We start from the raw sequence: 18,574 nt of genomic DNA on the forward strand, positions 1-18,574 counted from the left end.
TTCTATTATAGTTTGTATGATCAAATACAAGAGTAACAAAACTCTCATATAAGATTACTAATTCATTTACACTAACCATATTCTGCTATAAAAATAAACGCAAGGACATTATATGTATGGAGATACATATATTATATGCAAAAAAGAAAATCATTGTCAAACTTACCCAAAAATCAATTATATTAATATACCATATTCAAAGGAGGCTTCATTATCTATGATTCTTAATTTAAATGCCACTTCTTTTGAAGTTGCATCATCCATTTTACAAGTTCAAATTCCATCTTATAAAGTTGAAGCAGATTATTTAAACAGTACTGCAATCCCCCGTTTATATGATACTGTAAACGATATTCAAAATTGCGGTGAAACATTCTATGGATATTTTTCTGAAAATAAACTTGTCGGCTTTATTTCTTTTATGCAAGAAGAACAGCTAATTGATATTCACCGACTAGTTGTATCGCCTGATTTTTTTCAAAAAGGAATTGCAACGAAACTCTTAAGTTATATATTTAACATGTTCCCTTCTTCCATGGCATATATTGTACAAACAGGTAAAGCGAATACCCCCGCTATTGCATTATATAAAAAACACGGCTTCATTGAAGTAACCGATATAACAATTACCGATCGTATGATTCTTACACAACTGAAGAGACGGAAAAAATAAAATAGTTTGACTTATTAGTTTATTTATGTTATCTTTTACTTTATAATACCTTTTGCTGAGTCCAAATTTTGGAGCGGGGGAACCATTTTTGTAGCAATGCTACTTGGGGCGAATCTTTTTTAAGTAGGGATACTCTCACTTCCCGAGTCCGACAGCTAACCTCGTAAGCGTAATGGGAGAGGAAGGTGCTTTTTGCCTATGTTACACAGTATACCTCCTTAACTATAAAATCTGGAATCGATATCATTTTAGAGACCTATATTTATAGAAAAGGAGAGATGTATTATGTTACGTTTATCTGATCACGCAATAAAAATGATGGAGCAAAGACTTCGACTCGAACAACACCGCACATATCAAGCAAATAAAGTTGTAGATAACTTACATCACAAATACTTTTTCCAACATATTTTTCAACCAAAAAGATAAGTACTGACCTTTAACAAAATACAGCGCACACTAAAAAAGCGTGCGCTGTATTTTTCATTTTCTTGCCTTCACAATAAAAGTAGTCGGCACCATTCTAGCTTTATATAAAGAATAATATTTCGTAGACGGCTCAGCTAGTTCTTCATCAAACGAGCTCGATGGTTCAGGCTCTTCTATTCTCTCAATTTTAAATCCCACTCTATTTAACTCATTTATGTATGTACTTATTTTTCTCTTATATAATGTCGCTTGTACATTTTCTCCTTTAAATGTTTCAAACGTAATAGGCGCTCATGATAAGAAGACTTTATAGCAACTTCTTCTGTACCATACTGTAAGTTTGAATATACTGGGTGCTCCCAACTAAAAATACAACTTCCTCTTGGCTTTACATATGAATAAATCAGTTCCAACGTTTTTCTTAAATCCGAAGTCCAACCTAATGCATAAATGGAATATACAATATCAAAATACCCTTTCGGAATATCTCCTTTCTCTTCCATTGCTCCGCATATTAACTTTGGATTCCAATCCTTTAACGTCTTATTCACTATTTCAATTTGTGCACTCGAAAGATCAAGCCCCCATAATTCCTCTGCCCCTTGTTCCGCCATATATTACAACGAATGCCCACTTCCACATCCAATATTAAGTACCTTTTTATCTTTAATTGAATCGAACAAATGAATCTCATCTTCAGACGCCGTATATGGTCCATATTTCGGTAAACAATCCACTTGAAAGAAATAAGGTGCAACTGTATCCCAACACTTTTTATTTAAAGCTAACATTTGCGTACCTTTCATATTCTACATTCCCCCATCCATTTTGCTTTCTCTAATATTAATTACATATCATAACCAGATCGCCCTTTTCTCTTCGCCCGGTAGTTTTTCACTTTCGCAATCGTACCGCATGCTCTTCCTCCTTCTTCTCCAGCATACATACCGCACCATCTTTTACTTCCATTTCGCGAATGATCATAAAATACCCAGCGACAATCCGGACATGCTTTTAACCTTCCCCACACATTTTCTTGAATTGACATTAACACAATGTTTAATACTTTTGTATACACATTCTCTTCATATACTGGTTCATATGTAATACCTTTCATATCTTCCTTTATATGTACATGAAATGGGTATTTTTCTAACCATTTTTGCAATGATCCTTCGCCTTCAATTGTCATCCGAATATCTTCTCGAAAACCTCTTAATTCCTCTATCGTATGAAACGGAAACTCTTCATGAAAATATTTATTCATAAATTGCTTTATATTATCTTCTGTTTGCAGCAAATCAATTGCTTCTCTCGTATCATTTGGTATTCTCCATGTATTTAAAAATTCTCGAATATATTCTAATTCATGTGGTGCGTTCTGATTCAATTCCATTCACCTTCTTCTTAAAATTTACTTTTTTCTGACTTTATGTATAATTATAATATAAAATAGTTAACCATTAAATGATTTTACCGGTTACAATATTAGGAGGAGTTTTATGAAAAGTTTCTCAATACCGATACGTTTCATGCTTATTTCTTCATTCTTTATGTCTTTTGGGTATTTTGCAGTATACGCATTTTTAGCTATTTATCTATTAACCTTTCTTCATTTTTCTGCTGTCCAAGTAGGAACAGTATTGACGGTTATGACCATCACATCACGAGTTATCCCATTATTCTCAGGGTTAATTGCTGACAAAATAGGCTATATCATCATGATGATAGCCGGATTATTTTTAAGAGGAATCGGATTTATCGCTTTAGGAATATGCTCTGATTTCTATACAATTTCTATTTCTTCTGCACTTATTGGCTTCGGAACCGCATTTTACGAACCTGCTGCTCGCGCCATATTCGGCTCACAACCAGCTCATATGAGAAAAAATTTATTTACATATTTAAACCTGAGTTTTAATTGCGGTGCAATAATTGGACCAATTGCAGGAGGATTCTTACTCTTACTCGATTCCATCTATGCTTTCTTTCTAACAGGATCACTTATGCTGTTATTCGCTTTTATCTTTTACTTACTTAAAAATCACTTCCAAGTCACTACTGAAAACACATCTATTACATTAGGAATACAGGCTATCTTACAAAACAAGCCTTTTCTTCTGTTTTCATTTATCATGATTTTCTTCTATATTATGTTTACTCAGCTTACTGTCGCACTTCCACTTCATATGAAAAACATTAGTAATAGCAACCAGCTTGCTACACTCGTTATTACGATAAATGCAATAACAGGCGTTATATTTATGGTGTTATTTCGAAAACTATTTCACAAATACAACACGCTGTCGATTATTAAATACGGTATTTTATTAATGGGCATTTCCTTTTTACTCATCCCTTTATTCCAGCACCCCTATTGGTTATTTATTTGTGTAATTTTATTTACAATTGGTGAAACACTCGTATTACCTAACGCTGATATCGCTATTGCAAATTACAGTAACGAATCATATACAGCTACTTACTTCGGATTCTATCAACTATCACTCGCATTTGGTTTTATCATCGGTAATTATACCGGTACATCTTTTACATCCAACTTAAACGGAATGTATACACCATGGCTTATTTTCAGCGGAATAGGACTTATTGGTTTTATTTCACTACATATTTTAAATATAAAAAAAGGATTACCTAAGGAGGATATATACCTATGTAATGATACGAAACATCTTTAACAAATTTCAGTCGAGATGGTACCTTTAGACAAGCAACCTATAATAAAAAAATTCGACCGTCATGTTTGACAGTCGAATCTCTTTATTCTTCATATTCAAGATGATTATGTCTTTTACAACCAAATAAATAGCCCCCCCTATATGACAAGTTTCAAATTCTAACCCTGGAACATATCCAGATTTGATACGTTCTATCATTGTTTTATAACAATTATTCTCTTCTGTATATTCCTCAATTAACTCTTTCTTATCTTTTTCTGTCCAGTTTTCTTCTACTTCTTCAGTCTGAACATCTTCTATTTCTGCTGTTTTCGCTTCGATAGATTCCCGTATCACTTCATTTATACGCGTGAAATTATTAGCTTTATATAGAGCATAAACAAATCTACCAATCCAATTGGGGCTTTTCCAAACTTCTTTGTATCCCCTTTCGAACCATTCAATTGCTTCTTTATAGCAATTCAACTCGACATATAAATCTGCTACATGAATTTCTCCTATAAGATCATCAGATTCCCTGTTAAAAGTATCTAACTTCTCTTTCGCTTCTGTCGTTCTCCCTAAATCAATTAAACATTTTACATAGCTATACATGATATAGTCCGAATCCCCTGCAACTCGCAAGAAAAATTCCGAAGTTTTTTCCAGCTCTCCAAGGTTATAATGAGCTACAGCTACATTGTGATATGCTTCATTGGATGGTTGAATGGAAATAGACTTTTGTAATACTTCTTTCGCTTCTTCCCACTTTTTTTATTTTATGTAAATTTCCCCTAAGATGTTATAAGGAAAGTATGAGGAAGGATTCAACTTAACAACTTCTTTTATTAATTCAAGAGCTCTAGCATCATCCTCTTCCTCATAAAAGTACATCCAAGCAAGATTATTGAGAGATTGCACACCTCTAGATTCATGTACCGCTCGTTGAAATAGTTCCATTGCTTTCTCATATTCATTTTGTTCAAACATTTCAATTGCCTTCTCGTTAATGTTCAAGTAACTACCTCCGAAGTGAATGAATTCATCTATTCCATATTATTATTTTAAAATGTAACAATTTTAATTTCCATAAAAAATAAGTTCACTTCGTATTAAGTTCTTTCTCCTATCTACATTTCATCATATATTTGGATATCCAATTCGTAATGATTTTAACAACACCGCTTTCGAAAGAAAATATATATCTACTGTAAAAATACTGATTTACAACAATAAGTAAACTTTTCAATCTCTCTTAAACTGGATATACACCCTGTTACATTTTACATATTATGGTACAATTGAAATGAGTACTAGCTAAACATTTACGCTCCACACTAGCAGTTTAGCAATGCCAAAATCAAAAATCACTTGAAATTGGGGGATGTTATGAAAAAGAAATTAATTGTTCTTCTATTCATCGGAATCATATTATCTGGATGTTCAACTATAGCAGAAAATTCTTTAGAAACCGGAAACGGAAGTATGGAATTATTAACACCAACGATTACAACAAAAGATAATGAATTAGAAATTAAGACGGAAGGTATTGATGAAAATAAAGTAACTTTTATTTATGTCGCTAATAAAAAAGTATTGGAACAAAAAATAAAGAATAGTGAATCCTACAAACTTGATATTACAGGTATCAATGATGCTCATAGGACAGACTATAAGCCAAAAGTTCAACTTTTGCAGACTAAGGATGATAATAAAGATGGAGAGATGATAACTTTTAAGCAAGTTAGATATACAGTTAAAAAAAATTAATTTTAGAGTTATTTCATTATAAATGTAACGTATGAAAATATACTTTTAACAGAGGGTAAATGTAAGGGGTGCTAACATGAAAAAACGATGGATTTCTTGGTGGATTGGTAACATATTTTGGATTATCCTTTTTGGAGTGTGGGCAGCTATTATTTGGCTACGAGATGTCGATGGTGCTGGTGTTACTCAAACATCCGAAATTAAATCAATATCACTTATTGTTTTATTAATCGCGTTTATCATACCGATATTTATTCAAGTTATATGGCTAATCATTAATTTGAGGGTTAGTAGAAAAAACAATTATACGATTTAGTTTTTTAAATTAACAGATACATACTTTTTATAAAAAAGAGAGGAATCTAATTCGATTCCTCTCTTTTACATATGTGATTATGCCGTGCTTTTAAAGCGGCACTATTCCCTTTTTACGATGCATGATCGTCTTTCTTCTTCTTCAACAACGCTCTCTTCTTCATCGCCTTCGTTAAATATCCGCCTTTAAACGAACGGATTTCATAAGAAGACATAAACGCTTTCGGTGCAATTTCATTAATAATTTCTAAAAGTTCTTTCTCTCTAGAGCGCTTTGCAACGATATCTAAGCGATAACGTATAGAATTAATTCCTTCACCTTCAAATACTGTAACGCCAAATCCACAGTGACGTAATTCATCTACTAATTCATTACAACGGTCTAGTAAACTAACTTGATACGTAATATATCCAATTGCTAATTTATTCTCTATATAACCGCCTAATAATAGTCCCGCACTAAAGCCGATGACATAGGCAACGATGTTCATCCAATTTGATAAATCTTGAAACACAATCCCTAAACTGACAATGTAAATAGCTCCTTCTAACAATCCTACACCAGCAGCGGATCTTGTTTGATTCTTTACAAGCAAAATCGTTCGGATTGTTAATACTGGAACATATATAATTTGAAGCACAAAAATAAGTAACGCTTGTAACATTGGTATCCACCTCTTTCAAAAAGTCTTTTGTCATGATAACATACATAAGCTTTAGAAATCGATGGGTTTTTAAATTTTTTAAAATTATTTTTCGTACTATTGAAAAACCGAAAAAAGAAGCGTATTATATTTGTCGTGAATTTGATTCCTGTCATTCACTCGCTTAAATAAAAAAAGGAACCCCCATTAGGCCCCTTTTATTATAGCTCTATGTTATTAGAAGCCTTTTCTCTTCGCTTCTCTTCTTCTTTTACTAACTGTATATTTGCATAAGCTAAATTCGCAATCATTAAAAAGTGACCACCTAAAATACCTGTACCAAATGCCCACATTTCCATTTCATGCTCAATTTCATACATAATGATAGCTCCTAAAATTGCAGCTGCAAATCGGTTTAAAACCCCTAATCCAGGAGCCTTTTCTTTCATTACAATACTTCTTCCTAGTTTCTCCACCCTGCGAGCTAATAACCAAAGACAGTATGCACTTACAGCTAATCCAATACCGAATCCTGTCACTTGTTTTCCAAACGGAGTAATCGTCCACATAAGTAGTAAACCACTAAAGATCGCATACAATTGTAATCGATATACACGTAAGGCTTCTTGAATCAAAATATCCGCTCCTAATTCCTCATTTTTTATGCTTTAGAAGAAAAGCAGCAACTTACACAGTTGCTGCTTTCTCTTCTTCTTGTTCTTGTTCCATTTTACGAATTTCAACACGTTTAATTTGGTAAGCGTCTTTTTCTAACACTTTAAATTCATAACCTTCTGCTTCAACATGTTGTCCTTCTTCAATTTCATGATTTTGCATCATAATCCATCCACCGATTGTATCCACATCTTCTTCTTCAATGTGTAATCCAAACAGATCTTTTACTTCTGAAATAAGCACTTTTCCATCAACAATTTTATGGTACTCGTTCACATGTTGAATTGGTGGTGCTTCATCTTCATCATATTCGTCACGAATTTCGCCGACGATTTCCTCCAAAATGTCTTCAAGCGTTACAATTCCAGCTGTTCCTCCGTACTCATCATATAAAACAGCCATCGGAATTCGCTTCTTCTGCATTTGCAGTAATAAATCGTGAATTGGAGTTGTTTCCATCACTTCAATAATCGGACGCATATACGAGCGAATTGACGATAAATCTTTTTGATCCTCGGTCATATATCGAATAAAGAAATCTTTTACATTGACCATACCGATAATATCATCTTTATCTTCTCCAAAAATCGGATAACGTGTATATCGCTCATTTTGGATTACTTTCATGTGTTGTTCTACTGAATCTTCAAGGTAGAAACCAACGATTTCTGTTCGCGGTACCATAATCTCTTTTGCAATGCGATTATCAAATTCAAATATATTATTTACATACTTGTATTCAGCTTGATTAATTTCGCCACTTTCATAGCTATCTGAAAGAATAAGACGCAATTCTTCTTCTGTATGAGCTACTTCATGTTCAGAAGCTGGTTTCAAACCGAATAAACCAGTTATAATACGAGCTGAACCGTTCAATACCCAAATAAATGGATACATGATTTTATAGAACATCATTAACGGCGTTGCCAATAACAACGTTACTTTTTCAGCCTTTTGAATTGCCAACGTTTTCGGAGCTAACTCCCCAACTACAACGTGTAAATATGTCATTAGCATAAAAGCAAGACCAAAAGTTAATACTGATGAGATAGAAGGGTTTATGTTCCATTTCTCAAATAACGGGTGTAATAACTTTTCGATTGTCGGTTCACCTAACCAACCTAATCCCATAGCTGTAACTGTAATACCTAATTGACAAGCAGATAAATATTCATCTAAATTTGTTGTTACCTTTTTCGCTGCTAAAGCACCGCGTTTCCCTTCCGCAACAAGCTGATCAATACGACTTGAACGTACTTTTACAATCGCAAACTCTGCTGCTACGAAAAATCCAGTAAATGCGATTAAAATCGCAACCATGACTAAATTAAATATTTCCAATGAATCCCCTTAGTTAAAAAACTAAGGTGTCCACCTCCTGTATACTATAATGTTTTCTTATTTGTTCGTTAGAAAACATAGCCCGATACAAAAATTAAAGAGGTCGGATTTCACTTATTCTATAATAATAGAGCAAGTGTCTGTATTAAAGCTGTCGTTTGACATGATAAAGATTTCGATATTTTTTCACGTTGTGAATCAGTCAATCCATCTAAAAGCGGCTTTAACTCTGTTAACTCTGCTTCTAATCGATGAATATGGTCTGTCACTTCATTCACTTGTTTCGAAACGTGTTCATTGATACCGAGCAGCTTCTTGTTCTCCTCGATTTTCTCTTTAATCTCACAAAGCGGCATATGCATTTCTTTGCACTTCTCAATAAATTGTAATGTCTCAAATGCTGTTTCGTCGTAATAGCGATAATTAGATTGAGATCGCTCCGCTTTCAAGATACCTAGATTCGTATAATAATCAATCGTTCGTTTCGACACGTGAGCCATGAGAGCCAACTGTCCGATTCGATACACCTTCCCAACGATCTTCCCCCCTTGTTTATATTACTACCATCATACAACACATAAACTGTACAGTCAAACGTGATGGTTTGTTGTTCACAATTTATACAAACTTACAAGATCAACCTACTATTACACCCGTAATTTACGGCTATACAATAAAATTACTAAACTATTACCTAATCAATATATAGCCCACACCTTTTAACCTTTCTTATTTAAAAGCATATCCTACTAATAACGATTGCCTGTATAGGAGGAGATTGACATAAAAAGGACTATCATTTCTCATTTTTATAACGAAGAGTATTTACTCCCATGGTGGCTTATGCATCACACAAAAATATTCGATCACGGTATTTTAATTAATAGAGGTTCTACTGATCGTTCCGTAGAGATTTGTAAACTACTCGCACCCCACTGGGAAGTGCGAGACTCCAGATTTCTTGAGTTTGATCCAACTAATACTGATATTGAAGTGATGGAAATTGAAAGAGAAGTTTCAGGTTGGAAAATCGTTTTAAATACTACAGAGTTCTTTTGTTGTAATAATAAAGAAGAGTTTTTCTCATCTCTTCATACACTAGGACAAAACATGTATGCGATTAGAATGATTTTAATGATAGATAGTCATATTTACAATTATTCAAAGCCAAGATATTCTATCCCATTAGTAGAACAACGATACCACGGTGTCTTCCCTTATAACCCAAAACTCGGGTGTGCTTGGAGATTTATTCATAATCATCTAGATGGTGCATATTTACCTGGTAGACATTATTCACGGCACGGGAATATAGTTTATGACTACCCTTCATTTATTTTAAAATTTTATTTTAGCCCTTGGAATGAACAGTCCAAGGCAAGAAAATTACAAATTACACCTACCCTTTCAAAAATGGGTATTCAAATGGGACTTCAAACACATTACGGTCAATCTCCTGAAGAATTGGAAACCCGTTTTTTAGAACTTAGTAACGTAACACAAGACCTCCGTAATAATCCTGAATATCAAGAATTATTTCCAAAGTTCAAACCTTAATGTTTTCTGCCTTGCCATCACCTCACACAATTTCATCCGTTTAATCAAAAACAATCTCATTTGCATAAAATATGAATACTGTATATATAATAAATTTTTATTTTAGGAGGAAAAAATGAAAGCTGTTATTCTTGCTGGTGGGTACGGTACAAGAATTGGGGAAGAAACACATTTAAAACCAAAACCTATGATTGAAATTGGAACGAAACCTATTCTATGGCACATTATGAGTTTGTATAGTCATTACGGGATTACTGAGTTTATTATTTGCTTAGGCTATAAAGGATATGCAATTAAAGAGTTCTTTCTAAATTACAACTTACACATGTCCGATTTCACAATACATTTAAGCGATAACACAATTACCAGCCACTCTCATCGTGTAGAACCATGGAAAGTTACATTAATCGATACTGGTCTTAATACCGAAACGGGTGGACGAGTGAAAAAGATTCAAAACTATGTCGGAGATGAACCTTTCTGCCTCACTTATGGCGATGGATTAAGTAATGTAAATATAAAAGAACTGATTGCATTTCATAAAAAACATGGAAAAATGGCTACTGTTACTGCCGTACAACCTCCTGGTAGATTTGGTTCTCTCATATTAGATAAACAGTCTGTAACATCTTTTCAAGAGAAACCACTAGGTGATGGTGGATGGATTAACGGTGGGTTTTTTGTTTTAAATCATGATATTTTCAATTACATTAGTGGAGATAAGTCTGTTTTTGAAACCGAAACTTTAGTTCAGTTAGTCAACAAAAATGAACTGGCAGCATTTCAACATACTGGTTTTTGGCATCCAATGGATACATTACGTGATAAGAATAAATTAGTCGAGCTATGGGAAAATAATAACGCTCCATGGAAGGTCTGGTAATATGACTTCATCATCTTTTTGGAATAAGAAAAAAGTATTTATTACAGGACATACTGGCTTTAAAGGCTCATGGCTCACCCTTTTTTTAACTTCTTTAGGCGCAGAAGTAATCGGCTATTCTTCTCATCCTCCATCCATCCCTAACCTTTTTGAACAATGTAACGTAGCGAAAGAGTGCACAACAATGAAAGGAGATATTACAGATTACGATTCTTTATTACATGCCATTGGGCACCATAAACCCGACATTATATTTCATTTAGCAGCTCAACCAATCGTCACCACTTCATACAAAGATCCTATTGAAACATTTAAAACGAATGTTTTAGGTACTGTTCATGTACTAGAAGTAGCAAAGTACGTCGAAAGCGTACGTCTCATTATTAATGTGACAAGCGATAAATGTTATGAGAATGATGGGAGCGGTAATCAAGCATTTGTAGAATCCGACCGTTTAGGGGGCTATGATCCATACAGTGCTAGTAAAGCTTGTGCTGAATTAGTTGCAACATCGTATCAAAAATCTTTTTTTCACACGAACACCCTTTCACTCGCCTCAGTAAGGGCAGGCAATGTCATCGGTGGTGGTGATTGGGCAGAAAATCGCTTATTCCCAGATATCATTCGTGCATATTTACAAGACCATCCTTTAAGTATTCGAAACAAAAATGCTATCCGACCGTGGCAACATGTTTTGGATCCTTTACATGGATATATCCTTTTAGCTGAGAAACTTTGGAAGCATAAAGAGTATGCAGAAGCATGGAATTTCGGACCAATTAACGAGGCTAACAGAACCGTCCATGATGTCATTCAATCTGTAATAAAATTATGGAATAAACCATTAACAATACTTTCTCCCACTATAAATACTCCTTATGAATCACCTATTTTAACACTCGATAGTACAAAAGCAGTAAATAAACTAGGCTGGACTCCTAAGCTATCAACAGAAACTGCTATCGCTTGGACCGTTGAATGGTACGAAAAACATGCATCCGGTGAAAATATAGAATCGTTCACACGACAACAAATCGAAGCATTCAAAAATTTATAAGGGGGCTATAAAATGGAACAGAAAAAATGCCGTTTTTGCCACTCATTACTAACAAATTCGTTTTTAGATTTAGGCGTCTCCCCTCTCGCCAACTCATTTATAGCTCCAAAAAACTCATATAAAATGGAACCTTTTTATCCGCTGCACACATTTGTTTGTAATTCTTGTTTACTTGTGCAATTAGATGAATTTGAATCACCTAATAATATTTTCCATGATTATTTATACTTCAGTTCTTATTCCTCAAGTTGGCTACAGCATGCCAAACAATACGTAGAAATGGCAATTGAGCGATTCCATTTAACGAAAAATTCGCAGGTAATTGAAATCGCAAGTAACGATGGGTATTTATTGCAATACTTTCTTAAAGAAAACATCAATACGTTAGGAATTGAGCCAGCAAAAAATGTAGCAGAAATCGCAATTCAAAAAGGAATTCCTACTGAAGTGAATTTTTTCAGTAACGACTTAGCAAACAATCTTCCACAAGCGGATTTAATCATTGCAAATAACGTATTAGCACACGTTCCGAACTTGCATGATTTTGTCGCTGGCCTAAAAACATTATTAAAACGAGATGGTACGATAACAATTGAATTCCCCCACCTATTAAACCTTATATCTTGTAAGCAGTTCGATACTATCTATCATGAGCACTTTTCCTACTTCTCACTTATAAGCCTTCAAAAAATTTTAGCTCATCATCATTTACAAATTGTTGATGTAGAAGAACTTTCAACTCACGGTGGTTCATTGCGTATTTTCATAAAACATCTAAGCGCCCAATCAACTATCCATTCCAATGTTACAAATTTAATCCAAAAAGAAATAGATCACGGGCTAGATACATTAGATTGCTATCTCCTTTTTTCTAAACGAGTGGAACAATTGAAAATAAATATTTTAAAGTTTTTTATTGAAGCGAAAGCTTTAAACAAACAAATTATCGGCTACGGCGCTCCAGCTAAAGGAAACACCCTTTTGAATTATTGCGGGATAGGTAAAGAATTTCTAGCATATACAGTAGATAAAAATCCTCACAAACAAAATCTCCTTTTACCAGGAACTCGTATTCCAATAAAGTCTCCAGAAGAAATTAAACGTACAAAACCAGATTACATTCTCATACTTCCTTGGAATTTGAAAGACGAAATTATGAAGGAATGCTCTTTCATTCGTGAATGGGGTGGCAAATTTTTAGTAACTGTTCCAGAAGTTGAGGTGATTGAACCATGAAGAAGATCCTTGTAACAGGTGGTAGTGGATGGATAGGTAAATATGTTGTACATTCCCTTATACAAAAAGGGTATGAAGTTCACGCCACATACAATAGAAATAAACCGTCTCACCTTTCCTGCCATTGGCATAAAGTAAACTTGCTTTGTGATGACGAAGTAAAACAATTTATTTCAGACATTAAGCCTAGCGACCTCATTCATTTAGCTTGGGAAGCGGTTCCTCCTGCATGCTACGTATCCATTAATAATTTCTATTGGCTAAAGTCCAGTATCTCATTGATTCAACACTTTACAGCATGCGGTGGAAAACGTATCGTTGTAGCAGGTACTGGCGCAGAGTACGAGTGGTTTAACGGTATTCTATTTGAAGATTCTCCGCTCCTTTCCTATAAAACCCCGTATTCATTATGTAAAAATGCACTACATTCCTGGTTACAGTCGTATGCACAACAAACCAGCCTCAGCGTATGTTGGGGACGAATTTTTCATATGTATGGCCCTCATGAGCACGGCAATCGACTCATTTCTAACATTATCACTTCTTTATTAAAAAACGAGGAAGCTCTATGTACACATGGAAAACAATCAAGAGATTTCCTCCATGTGGGTGACGTCGCTAACGCTCTTGTCACATTATTAAACTGCAACGTTACAGGCACAATCAATATCGCTTCTGGTCACTCTGTACAAATTAAAGAATTAGCTTCTATCATTGCTAAAAAAATAGGAAAAGAAAATTTAATTAAACTAGGCGCTATCCCTTTTCCTAAAGATGAACCTTTATTCGTCGGCGTGAATGTGGAACGTTTAACAACTGAAGTAAACTGGAAACCAACATACGATTTAAATACAGGAATTGAAGAAACAATTTTATGGTGGGAATCATCTATACAAAAACATACCGATATGCAGCACTAAAACGTAAATCTTGCGCTCCTCTCGCTAAATCCTTATACCATTCTTCTAATTTTTCCGGCGTAATAATATGGTGCGTACCCATTCCTCCATGCTTACTAGCTTCAGAAAGCGTCGGACCAATTTGTAACTTTCTCTTTCTCATCGCATCGTTCCACGGACTAAACCCAAACCATAATATACAAGCAAGAGGCGGATAGATCATAGATTCATGCGCTGATAAATGTCTTCCAACCGTATAACTTCCGTGTTCATGATTATGAATAAATCTACCTCTTCTCCATAACGGCCAATCTTCTGGTAAATAACCGTGAAATCGCTGTTTCATTAAAGGGATTCCAAAGTTAAGGTCCGGATAATTATAGTTAGGATCATCAACCATAATAAGCCCTTCCAGCCAATACATCCTCCCTCCCAATTCATTTAGCGATTTCCAAAACTGATTTTTATCTTGCACACAAAGAAACTCAGTCGTATTTAAAATCATTTTCCATCCTTTTACTTCTTGTTCTACCCTCATCACTTCATGATCTGTCGCAAATGCATCAAACTCTGGATTTACAGAATCTCGTACTTCCCAATGCGGTGCGAACTTCTTACAAATTTCGACTGAACGATCTGTAGAACCTTTATTAATTAAAATGCCATGATCAAACAGTTTCGTATGATGAATAAGCCACCATGGTAATAAATACTCTTCATTATAAAAATGAGAGATAACGGTTGTAGTAATGTAAATCTCCTCCTCTTTCTCTATCAATCTATTTTTTCATACTACTCTTAATATACTTACCAGTTATGTAATTGGTTTCTTTTATTTTAAAAATATGTTTTTCTACCATATACTATGCTTTCTTAGACAACCACCGTTTCCATTCTCTAAAGATTCCACTCCGTACAACAATAAACATCCAAATAAACTGAAAATTAAGTTATAATATCATTATAAAATATGAAGGAGGAATGCACTCATGTACTACAACACTTCATTCGAAAACGATCAACCTGTAGGCCGTCTATAAACTAAGACGGGCATTCATTTAACACATACACTTTGCCTCGTCTTAGGGAACTCATAATGCCCTAAAAATAGACGGAGGTACTTCAAATGAAACAAACAATTTTAGGAGCTATATGCTTATCACTAGCAGCAAGTATATGGGGCGGTATGTATGTTGTTAGCAAATACGTACTCGATTATATCCCACCGCTTACACTCGTTTGGCTACGCTTTATTATCGCTTTTGTTGTTTTGTATGGCATTTTGAAAATAGCAGAGAAAAAACAAAAGAAAAAAGTAACCATTCGCAAAAAAGATTGGCTACTCTTCGCTTGGATTGGATTTATCGGATATTTCATTTCAATCACATGTCAATTCATCGGAACAAAATTATCCGACGCCCATACAGGCTCTTTAGTAACATCCGCAACACCTGCATTTATGGTTATATTTGCAGCAATTATTTTAAAAGAAAAGCTAACCGCTCGTAGACTTTTATCTACTATAATAGCGACAATCGGTGTCATTATCGTAATCGGATGGGATATTGAAATTGGCTCCTATTTTATCGGTACCATCATATTAGTGGGAGCCGCTATTACGTGGGCTTTACTATCCATTTATGTAAAAATTGCTTCAGCTCGGTTTTCATCTTTAGTTATTACAACGTACGCCATATTCTTTTCACTCTTTTTTATTACACCTTTTATGATATGGGAACTACAAGTAGCCTCTATCGGAACCGTAAATACGTACGTAATACTAGGCGTATTATATTTAGGAGTCATATCAACGGCAGGTGCCTTTTTCCTTTGGAATAAAGGATTAGAACTAATGGATGCAAGCATCGGCTCCTTATTTTTCTTCTTCCAACCTATCGTCGGATCATTACTTGGCTGGCTCTTATTAAATGAGACATTAAATAATAATTTTTTTATTGGTGGTATTCTTATTATATGTAGCGTTTTAATTACTACTTTTGAAAAGAAATAAAAAAACAGGCAGAGATTCTTAGTCTCTGCCTGTTCGTATAAACTCACTGTTTACGCACTCCAATGCGCGGGACGGGATAACAATTCCGGCAATTTCGTATGTTTATCCCCTTTCGCCGCATTAATTTGAACTTGCGTAAGAAAAATACTATTTGTAAAGTCTGCACCGCGAATATCTGCATCTCTTAAATCTGCTCCGATGAGATCTGCTCCTCTTAAGTCTGCACCATTTAAGTTCGCTGCAATTAAATAAGCACCCCTTAAATTCGCGCCTTGTAAATTTTTCTTTTTCAGGTTTGCTCCCATAAGATCTGCTCCGCGGTGAATGATTCGTTTCTTACGCGTCGCATTCATTTCCTTCCAAACTAGCTCACTCGTTTCTAAAAGTAAAACATTTACTTCTGCACGGTGTAATGGAATATTTACTTTCATTAACTCGTCCGCATTTAAATTCGAAAGTCGCTCTGTCTCTTCAATCGCTTTACTTAGTTCTTTATGAATTGGCTGCGTCGCCTTTAATAGAATCGCCTCATTCAAATACCAAAGCATTTCATGGAGCTGATGCATAACCGGAAAAGCATCATACATTTTTCTCGCATGCTTAGCATCTTTCCGCCAATCAATCCCTTTAAAGATAACTTGAGAAATCTTCTGCCCAGCACCGAAACATTCAAATACTGTACAACCTTTATAACCTTTTCCTCTAAGATTTTTATGTATACTACATTTAAAATCTGATTGTAAATTGGAACATGGTTTACCACCATCTTTATTCACTGCAAAATCTACCGATGCTGCGAACGGTAACGCCACGCAACATAGACCGAAGCATTTTTCGCAGTTTGCTTTTAAATGATCGTTATGATTAGTCAAAATGTATACCCCCTGTTGTCTTTTGACTATTTCATAATATTCCAACTGCACAAAATAATCAATTTTAAAATAAATTGGCATCTTTCATTTCAAATCACAACTTTATCATTCGATTTCCTTTCAATTGAAAAAGACTAATTCTATCTAATGAATTATAATTAAATTATAAATTTTCAAACAAAAAGGAGAATTACTATGGCACTAGAAATGAAAACAAACTGTCAAATTTGTGATCAATTGCTGGAGCAAGATTCTGAAGCTTACATTTGCGTGTATGAATGTACGTTTTGTGCACCATGTACAGAAGAAAGACATAACGTTTGTCCAAATTGCGGCGGCGAGTTAGTACGTAGACCGAAAAAGAAACAGTAAAAAGCAAAGCGATATCGCTTTGCTTTTTTTATTTTCTTGATATATAAAATTATATCAGCGATTTTTCAAATATATCGAACATAACTTAAACATTTAAAAATTTAACACAAACAGGCTCTGGCACAACAGCATCAGATTGTAAAAGAGTTAACTTTCCTGTAGATTCATTTCTTGAAAATAACACAAGATTATGCGACTTTTCATTTGTAGCAACAAGGAACTTTTCAGTAGGATCTAATACAAAGTCTCTTGGCCAATTTCCTTCTGTAGATGTATGTTCAACAAATGTAAGCTCACCTGAATTTTGATCCACACTGAAAACAGCAATACTATTATGACCACGATTACCTGCATATACAAAGCTGCCGTCAGAAGAAATATGAATCGCACTTCCTTGACTATTTTCATCAAACTCTGCTGGAATAGTAGAAATATACTGTAATTCTGTAAAGGTCCCTTCTTCCGTATTATATGTTAATACGATAACCTCTGAACTCAGCTCAGTCATCACATACGCATACTTTCCATTCGGATGAAAAGTAATATGTCTCGGCCCACTTCCTGGATTTACAGATAAGCTATTCACTTCTGTTAATGCACTACCTTTTATTTCATACGTAATTATTTTATCTATCCCTAAATCAACGCCCACTACATATTTTTCATCAGGAGTATATCCCGCGTAATGTGCATGTGGTTTTTCTTGTCTTTCTTTATTCGGACCTGAACCTTCATGCGCCATAATAGATGAAGCAGGATTTACAGTTCCATTTTCTTCATTTATTTCAAAAGACTCAATCGTTCCTTTATGGTAATTTGCTGTAACTACCGTATGATTCCCACTATCAACGCTCACATGACAAGGAGAAGCCCCTTCTACTACTTGTCTGTTTTCTGCCTTTAACTCTCCAGTTTTACTATCAATTGAATAAGCAGCTACACCACCAGATTCTCCTTCCTTAACAACGGAATAGAGATATTCATTATTTCGGTTAATCGTTACATATGTAGGGTTATCCAGCTTAGCCGCAAGTGTTACATTACTAATTTTTTTTGCTTCTGTGTCTAAAGTAAACTTATATATTCCCTCACTATTTTCTTTCGTATAAGTTCCAACATATCCAATAAACTCTTTGTTATCCTTCATTTTCATAACCCTCTC

At 34.6% G+C, this 18,574-nt stretch carries 19 protein-coding genes, 2 pseudogenes and 1 riboswitch; of the genes and pseudogenes, 11 read left to right on the forward strand and 10 right to left on the reverse strand.

Translation table 11 applies throughout. The features are described from left to right. Window positions 1-217 precede the first annotated feature (217 nt). A complete protein-coding gene (locus tag F0362_RS16330) occupies window positions 218-673 on the forward strand; it encodes a GNAT family N-acetyltransferase (RefSeq protein ID WP_149889887.1) in 456 nt (151 codons plus the stop codon). A 43-nt stretch (window positions 674-716) separates the two neighbouring features. Next, a riboswitch (cyclic di-AMP (ydaO/yuaA leader) is annotated at window positions 717-859 on the forward strand. A 297-nt stretch (window positions 860-1,156) separates the two neighbouring features. On the opposite strand, the pseudogene F0362_RS16335 reads toward F0362_RS16330, so the two are convergent. Both F0362_RS16335 and F0362_RS16340 read right to left on the reverse strand, forming a co-directional pair. Further along, window positions 1,157-1,908, reverse strand: a pseudogene (locus tag F0362_RS16335) (class I SAM-dependent methyltransferase). A 41-nt stretch (window positions 1,909-1,949) separates the two neighbouring features. Next, on the reverse strand, window positions 1,950-2,492 hold the full coding sequence (locus F0362_RS16340) for a CGNR zinc finger domain-containing protein (protein ID WP_002093554.1): 543 nt from the start codon (window positions 2,490-2,492) through the stop codon (window positions 1,950-1,952). A gap of 112 nt (window positions 2,493-2,604) precedes the next feature. Between F0362_RS16340 and F0362_RS16345 the strand changes: the two genes are divergently transcribed. Continuing rightward, on the forward strand, window positions 2,605-3,801 hold the full coding sequence (locus F0362_RS16345) for an MDR family MFS transporter (protein ID WP_000834837.1): 1,197 nt from the start codon (window positions 2,605-2,607) through the stop codon (window positions 3,799-3,801). An 82-nt stretch (window positions 3,802-3,883) separates the two neighbouring features. Here the strand turns inward: F0362_RS16345 and F0362_RS30985 are convergent. Next, a pseudogene (locus tag F0362_RS30985) lies at window positions 3,884-4,797 on the reverse strand (tetratricopeptide repeat protein). 372 nt (window positions 4,798-5,169) lie between these two features. Between F0362_RS30985 and F0362_RS16355 the strand changes: the two are divergent. Both F0362_RS16355 and F0362_RS16360 read left to right on the forward strand, forming a co-directional pair. Beyond that, window positions 5,170-5,550, forward strand: coding sequence for a hypothetical protein (locus F0362_RS16355; RefSeq protein WP_000727885.1), 381 nt, complete (start codon window positions 5,170-5,172; stop codon window positions 5,548-5,550). Between the two features lie 76 nt (window positions 5,551-5,626). Continuing rightward, a complete protein-coding gene (locus tag F0362_RS16360) occupies window positions 5,627-5,866 on the forward strand; it encodes a DUF3923 family protein (RefSeq protein WP_000747675.1) in 240 nt (79 codons plus the stop codon). A gap of 112 nt (window positions 5,867-5,978) precedes the next feature. On the opposite strand, the gene F0362_RS16365 is transcribed toward F0362_RS16360, so the two are convergent. The 4 genes from F0362_RS16365 to F0362_RS16380 all read right to left on the reverse strand — a co-directional run bounded on the left by F0362_RS16365 (window position 5,979) and on the right by F0362_RS16380 (window position 9,025). Beyond that, window positions 5,979-6,530, reverse strand: a complete 552-nt coding sequence (locus F0362_RS16365; protein ID WP_000938448.1) for a DUF2179 domain-containing protein — start codon at window positions 6,528-6,530, stop codon at window positions 5,979-5,981. Window positions 6,531-6,730: 200 nt separating this feature from the next. After that, window positions 6,731-7,144 carry an ATP synthase subunit I gene (locus tag F0362_RS16370; RefSeq protein WP_000613866.1) on the reverse strand — a complete coding sequence of 138 codons (414 nt, stop codon included), beginning with the start codon at window positions 7,142-7,144 and terminating at the stop codon, window positions 6,731-6,733. A 52-nt stretch (window positions 7,145-7,196) separates the two neighbouring features. Continuing rightward, window positions 7,197-8,525, reverse strand: a complete 1,329-nt coding sequence (locus F0362_RS16375; protein WP_000402262.1) for a hemolysin family protein — start codon at window positions 8,523-8,525, stop codon at window positions 7,197-7,199. A gap of 119 nt (window positions 8,526-8,644) precedes the next feature. Next, the gene (locus F0362_RS16380; RefSeq protein ID WP_002039109.1) at window positions 8,645-9,025 is read right to left on the reverse strand and encodes a MerR family transcriptional regulator; all 381 of its coding nucleotides are present in this window, start codon (window positions 9,023-9,025) and stop codon (window positions 8,645-8,647) included. Window positions 9,026-9,368: 343 nt separating this feature from the next. On the opposite strand from F0362_RS16380, the gene F0362_RS16385 reads away from it, so the two are divergent. The 5 genes from F0362_RS16385 to F0362_RS16405 all read left to right on the forward strand — a co-directional run bounded on the left by F0362_RS16385 (window position 9,369) and on the right by F0362_RS16405 (window position 14,178). Then, complete coding sequence (locus F0362_RS16385; protein ID WP_000546526.1) at window positions 9,369-10,082, forward strand: hypothetical protein; 714 nt, start codon at window positions 9,369-9,371, stop codon at window positions 10,080-10,082. A 115-nt stretch (window positions 10,083-10,197) separates the two neighbouring features. After that, entirely contained in the window at window positions 10,198-10,965 is a 768-nt protein-coding gene (gene rfbF / locus F0362_RS16390) for a glucose-1-phosphate cytidylyltransferase (protein WP_000648793.1), read from the forward strand. A gap of 1 nt (window position 10,966) precedes the next feature. Beyond that, window positions 10,967-12,022 carry a CDP-glucose 4,6-dehydratase gene (gene rfbG, locus F0362_RS16395; RefSeq protein ID WP_000204568.1) on the forward strand — a complete coding sequence of 352 codons (1,056 nt, stop codon included), beginning with the start codon at window positions 10,967-10,969 and terminating at the stop codon, window positions 12,020-12,022. Window positions 12,023-12,034: 12 nt separating this feature from the next. Beyond that, complete coding sequence (locus F0362_RS16400) at window positions 12,035-13,258, forward strand: class I SAM-dependent methyltransferase (RefSeq protein ID WP_000435756.1); 1,224 nt, start codon at window positions 12,035-12,037, stop codon at window positions 13,256-13,258. Then, the gene (locus tag F0362_RS16405) at window positions 13,255-14,178 is read left to right on the forward strand and encodes an NAD-dependent epimerase/dehydratase family protein (RefSeq protein ID WP_000723096.1); all 924 of its coding nucleotides are present in this window, start codon (window positions 13,255-13,257) and stop codon (window positions 14,176-14,178) included. Before F0362_RS16400 ends, F0362_RS16405 begins: the two co-directional genes overlap by 4 nt. On the opposite strand, the gene F0362_RS16410 is transcribed toward F0362_RS16405, so the two are convergent. Continuing rightward, window positions 14,147-14,935, reverse strand: a complete 789-nt coding sequence (locus F0362_RS16410) for a glycosyltransferase family 2 protein (protein WP_000570311.1) — start codon at window positions 14,933-14,935, stop codon at window positions 14,147-14,149. The genes F0362_RS16405 and F0362_RS16410 overlap by 32 nt on opposite strands. A 348-nt stretch (window positions 14,936-15,283) precedes the next feature. Here F0362_RS16410 and F0362_RS16415 point away from each other — a divergent pair, with 348 nt between their 5' ends. After that, the gene (locus F0362_RS16415) at window positions 15,284-16,168 is read left to right on the forward strand and encodes a DMT family transporter (RefSeq protein WP_000814753.1); all 885 of its coding nucleotides are present in this window, start codon (window positions 15,284-15,286) and stop codon (window positions 16,166-16,168) included. 50 nt (window positions 16,169-16,218) lie between these two features. Here F0362_RS16415 and F0362_RS16420 read toward each other — a convergent pair whose 3' ends face one another. Continuing rightward, window positions 16,219-17,040, reverse strand: a complete 822-nt coding sequence (locus F0362_RS16420; RefSeq protein ID WP_000181437.1) for a pentapeptide repeat-containing protein — start codon at window positions 17,038-17,040, stop codon at window positions 16,219-16,221. A gap of 195 nt (window positions 17,041-17,235) precedes the next feature. Between F0362_RS16420 and F0362_RS16425 the strand changes: the two genes are divergently transcribed. Then, on the forward strand, window positions 17,236-17,412 hold the full coding sequence (locus F0362_RS16425) for a DUF1272 domain-containing protein (RefSeq protein WP_001162784.1): 177 nt from the start codon (window positions 17,236-17,238) through the stop codon (window positions 17,410-17,412). An 85-nt stretch (window positions 17,413-17,497) separates the two neighbouring features. On the opposite strand, the gene F0362_RS16430 is transcribed toward F0362_RS16425, so the two are convergent. Then, window positions 17,498-18,565 carry a lactonase family protein gene (locus tag F0362_RS16430; protein ID WP_000782234.1) on the reverse strand — a complete coding sequence of 356 codons (1,068 nt, stop codon included), beginning with the start codon at window positions 18,563-18,565 and terminating at the stop codon, window positions 17,498-17,500. Window positions 18,566-18,574: the final 9 nt, after the last annotated feature.

Source organism: Bacillus sp. BS98 (assembly GCF_008432245.1).
Lineage (GTDB): Bacteria > Bacillota > Bacilli > Bacillales > Bacillaceae_G > Bacillus_A > Bacillus_A toyonensis.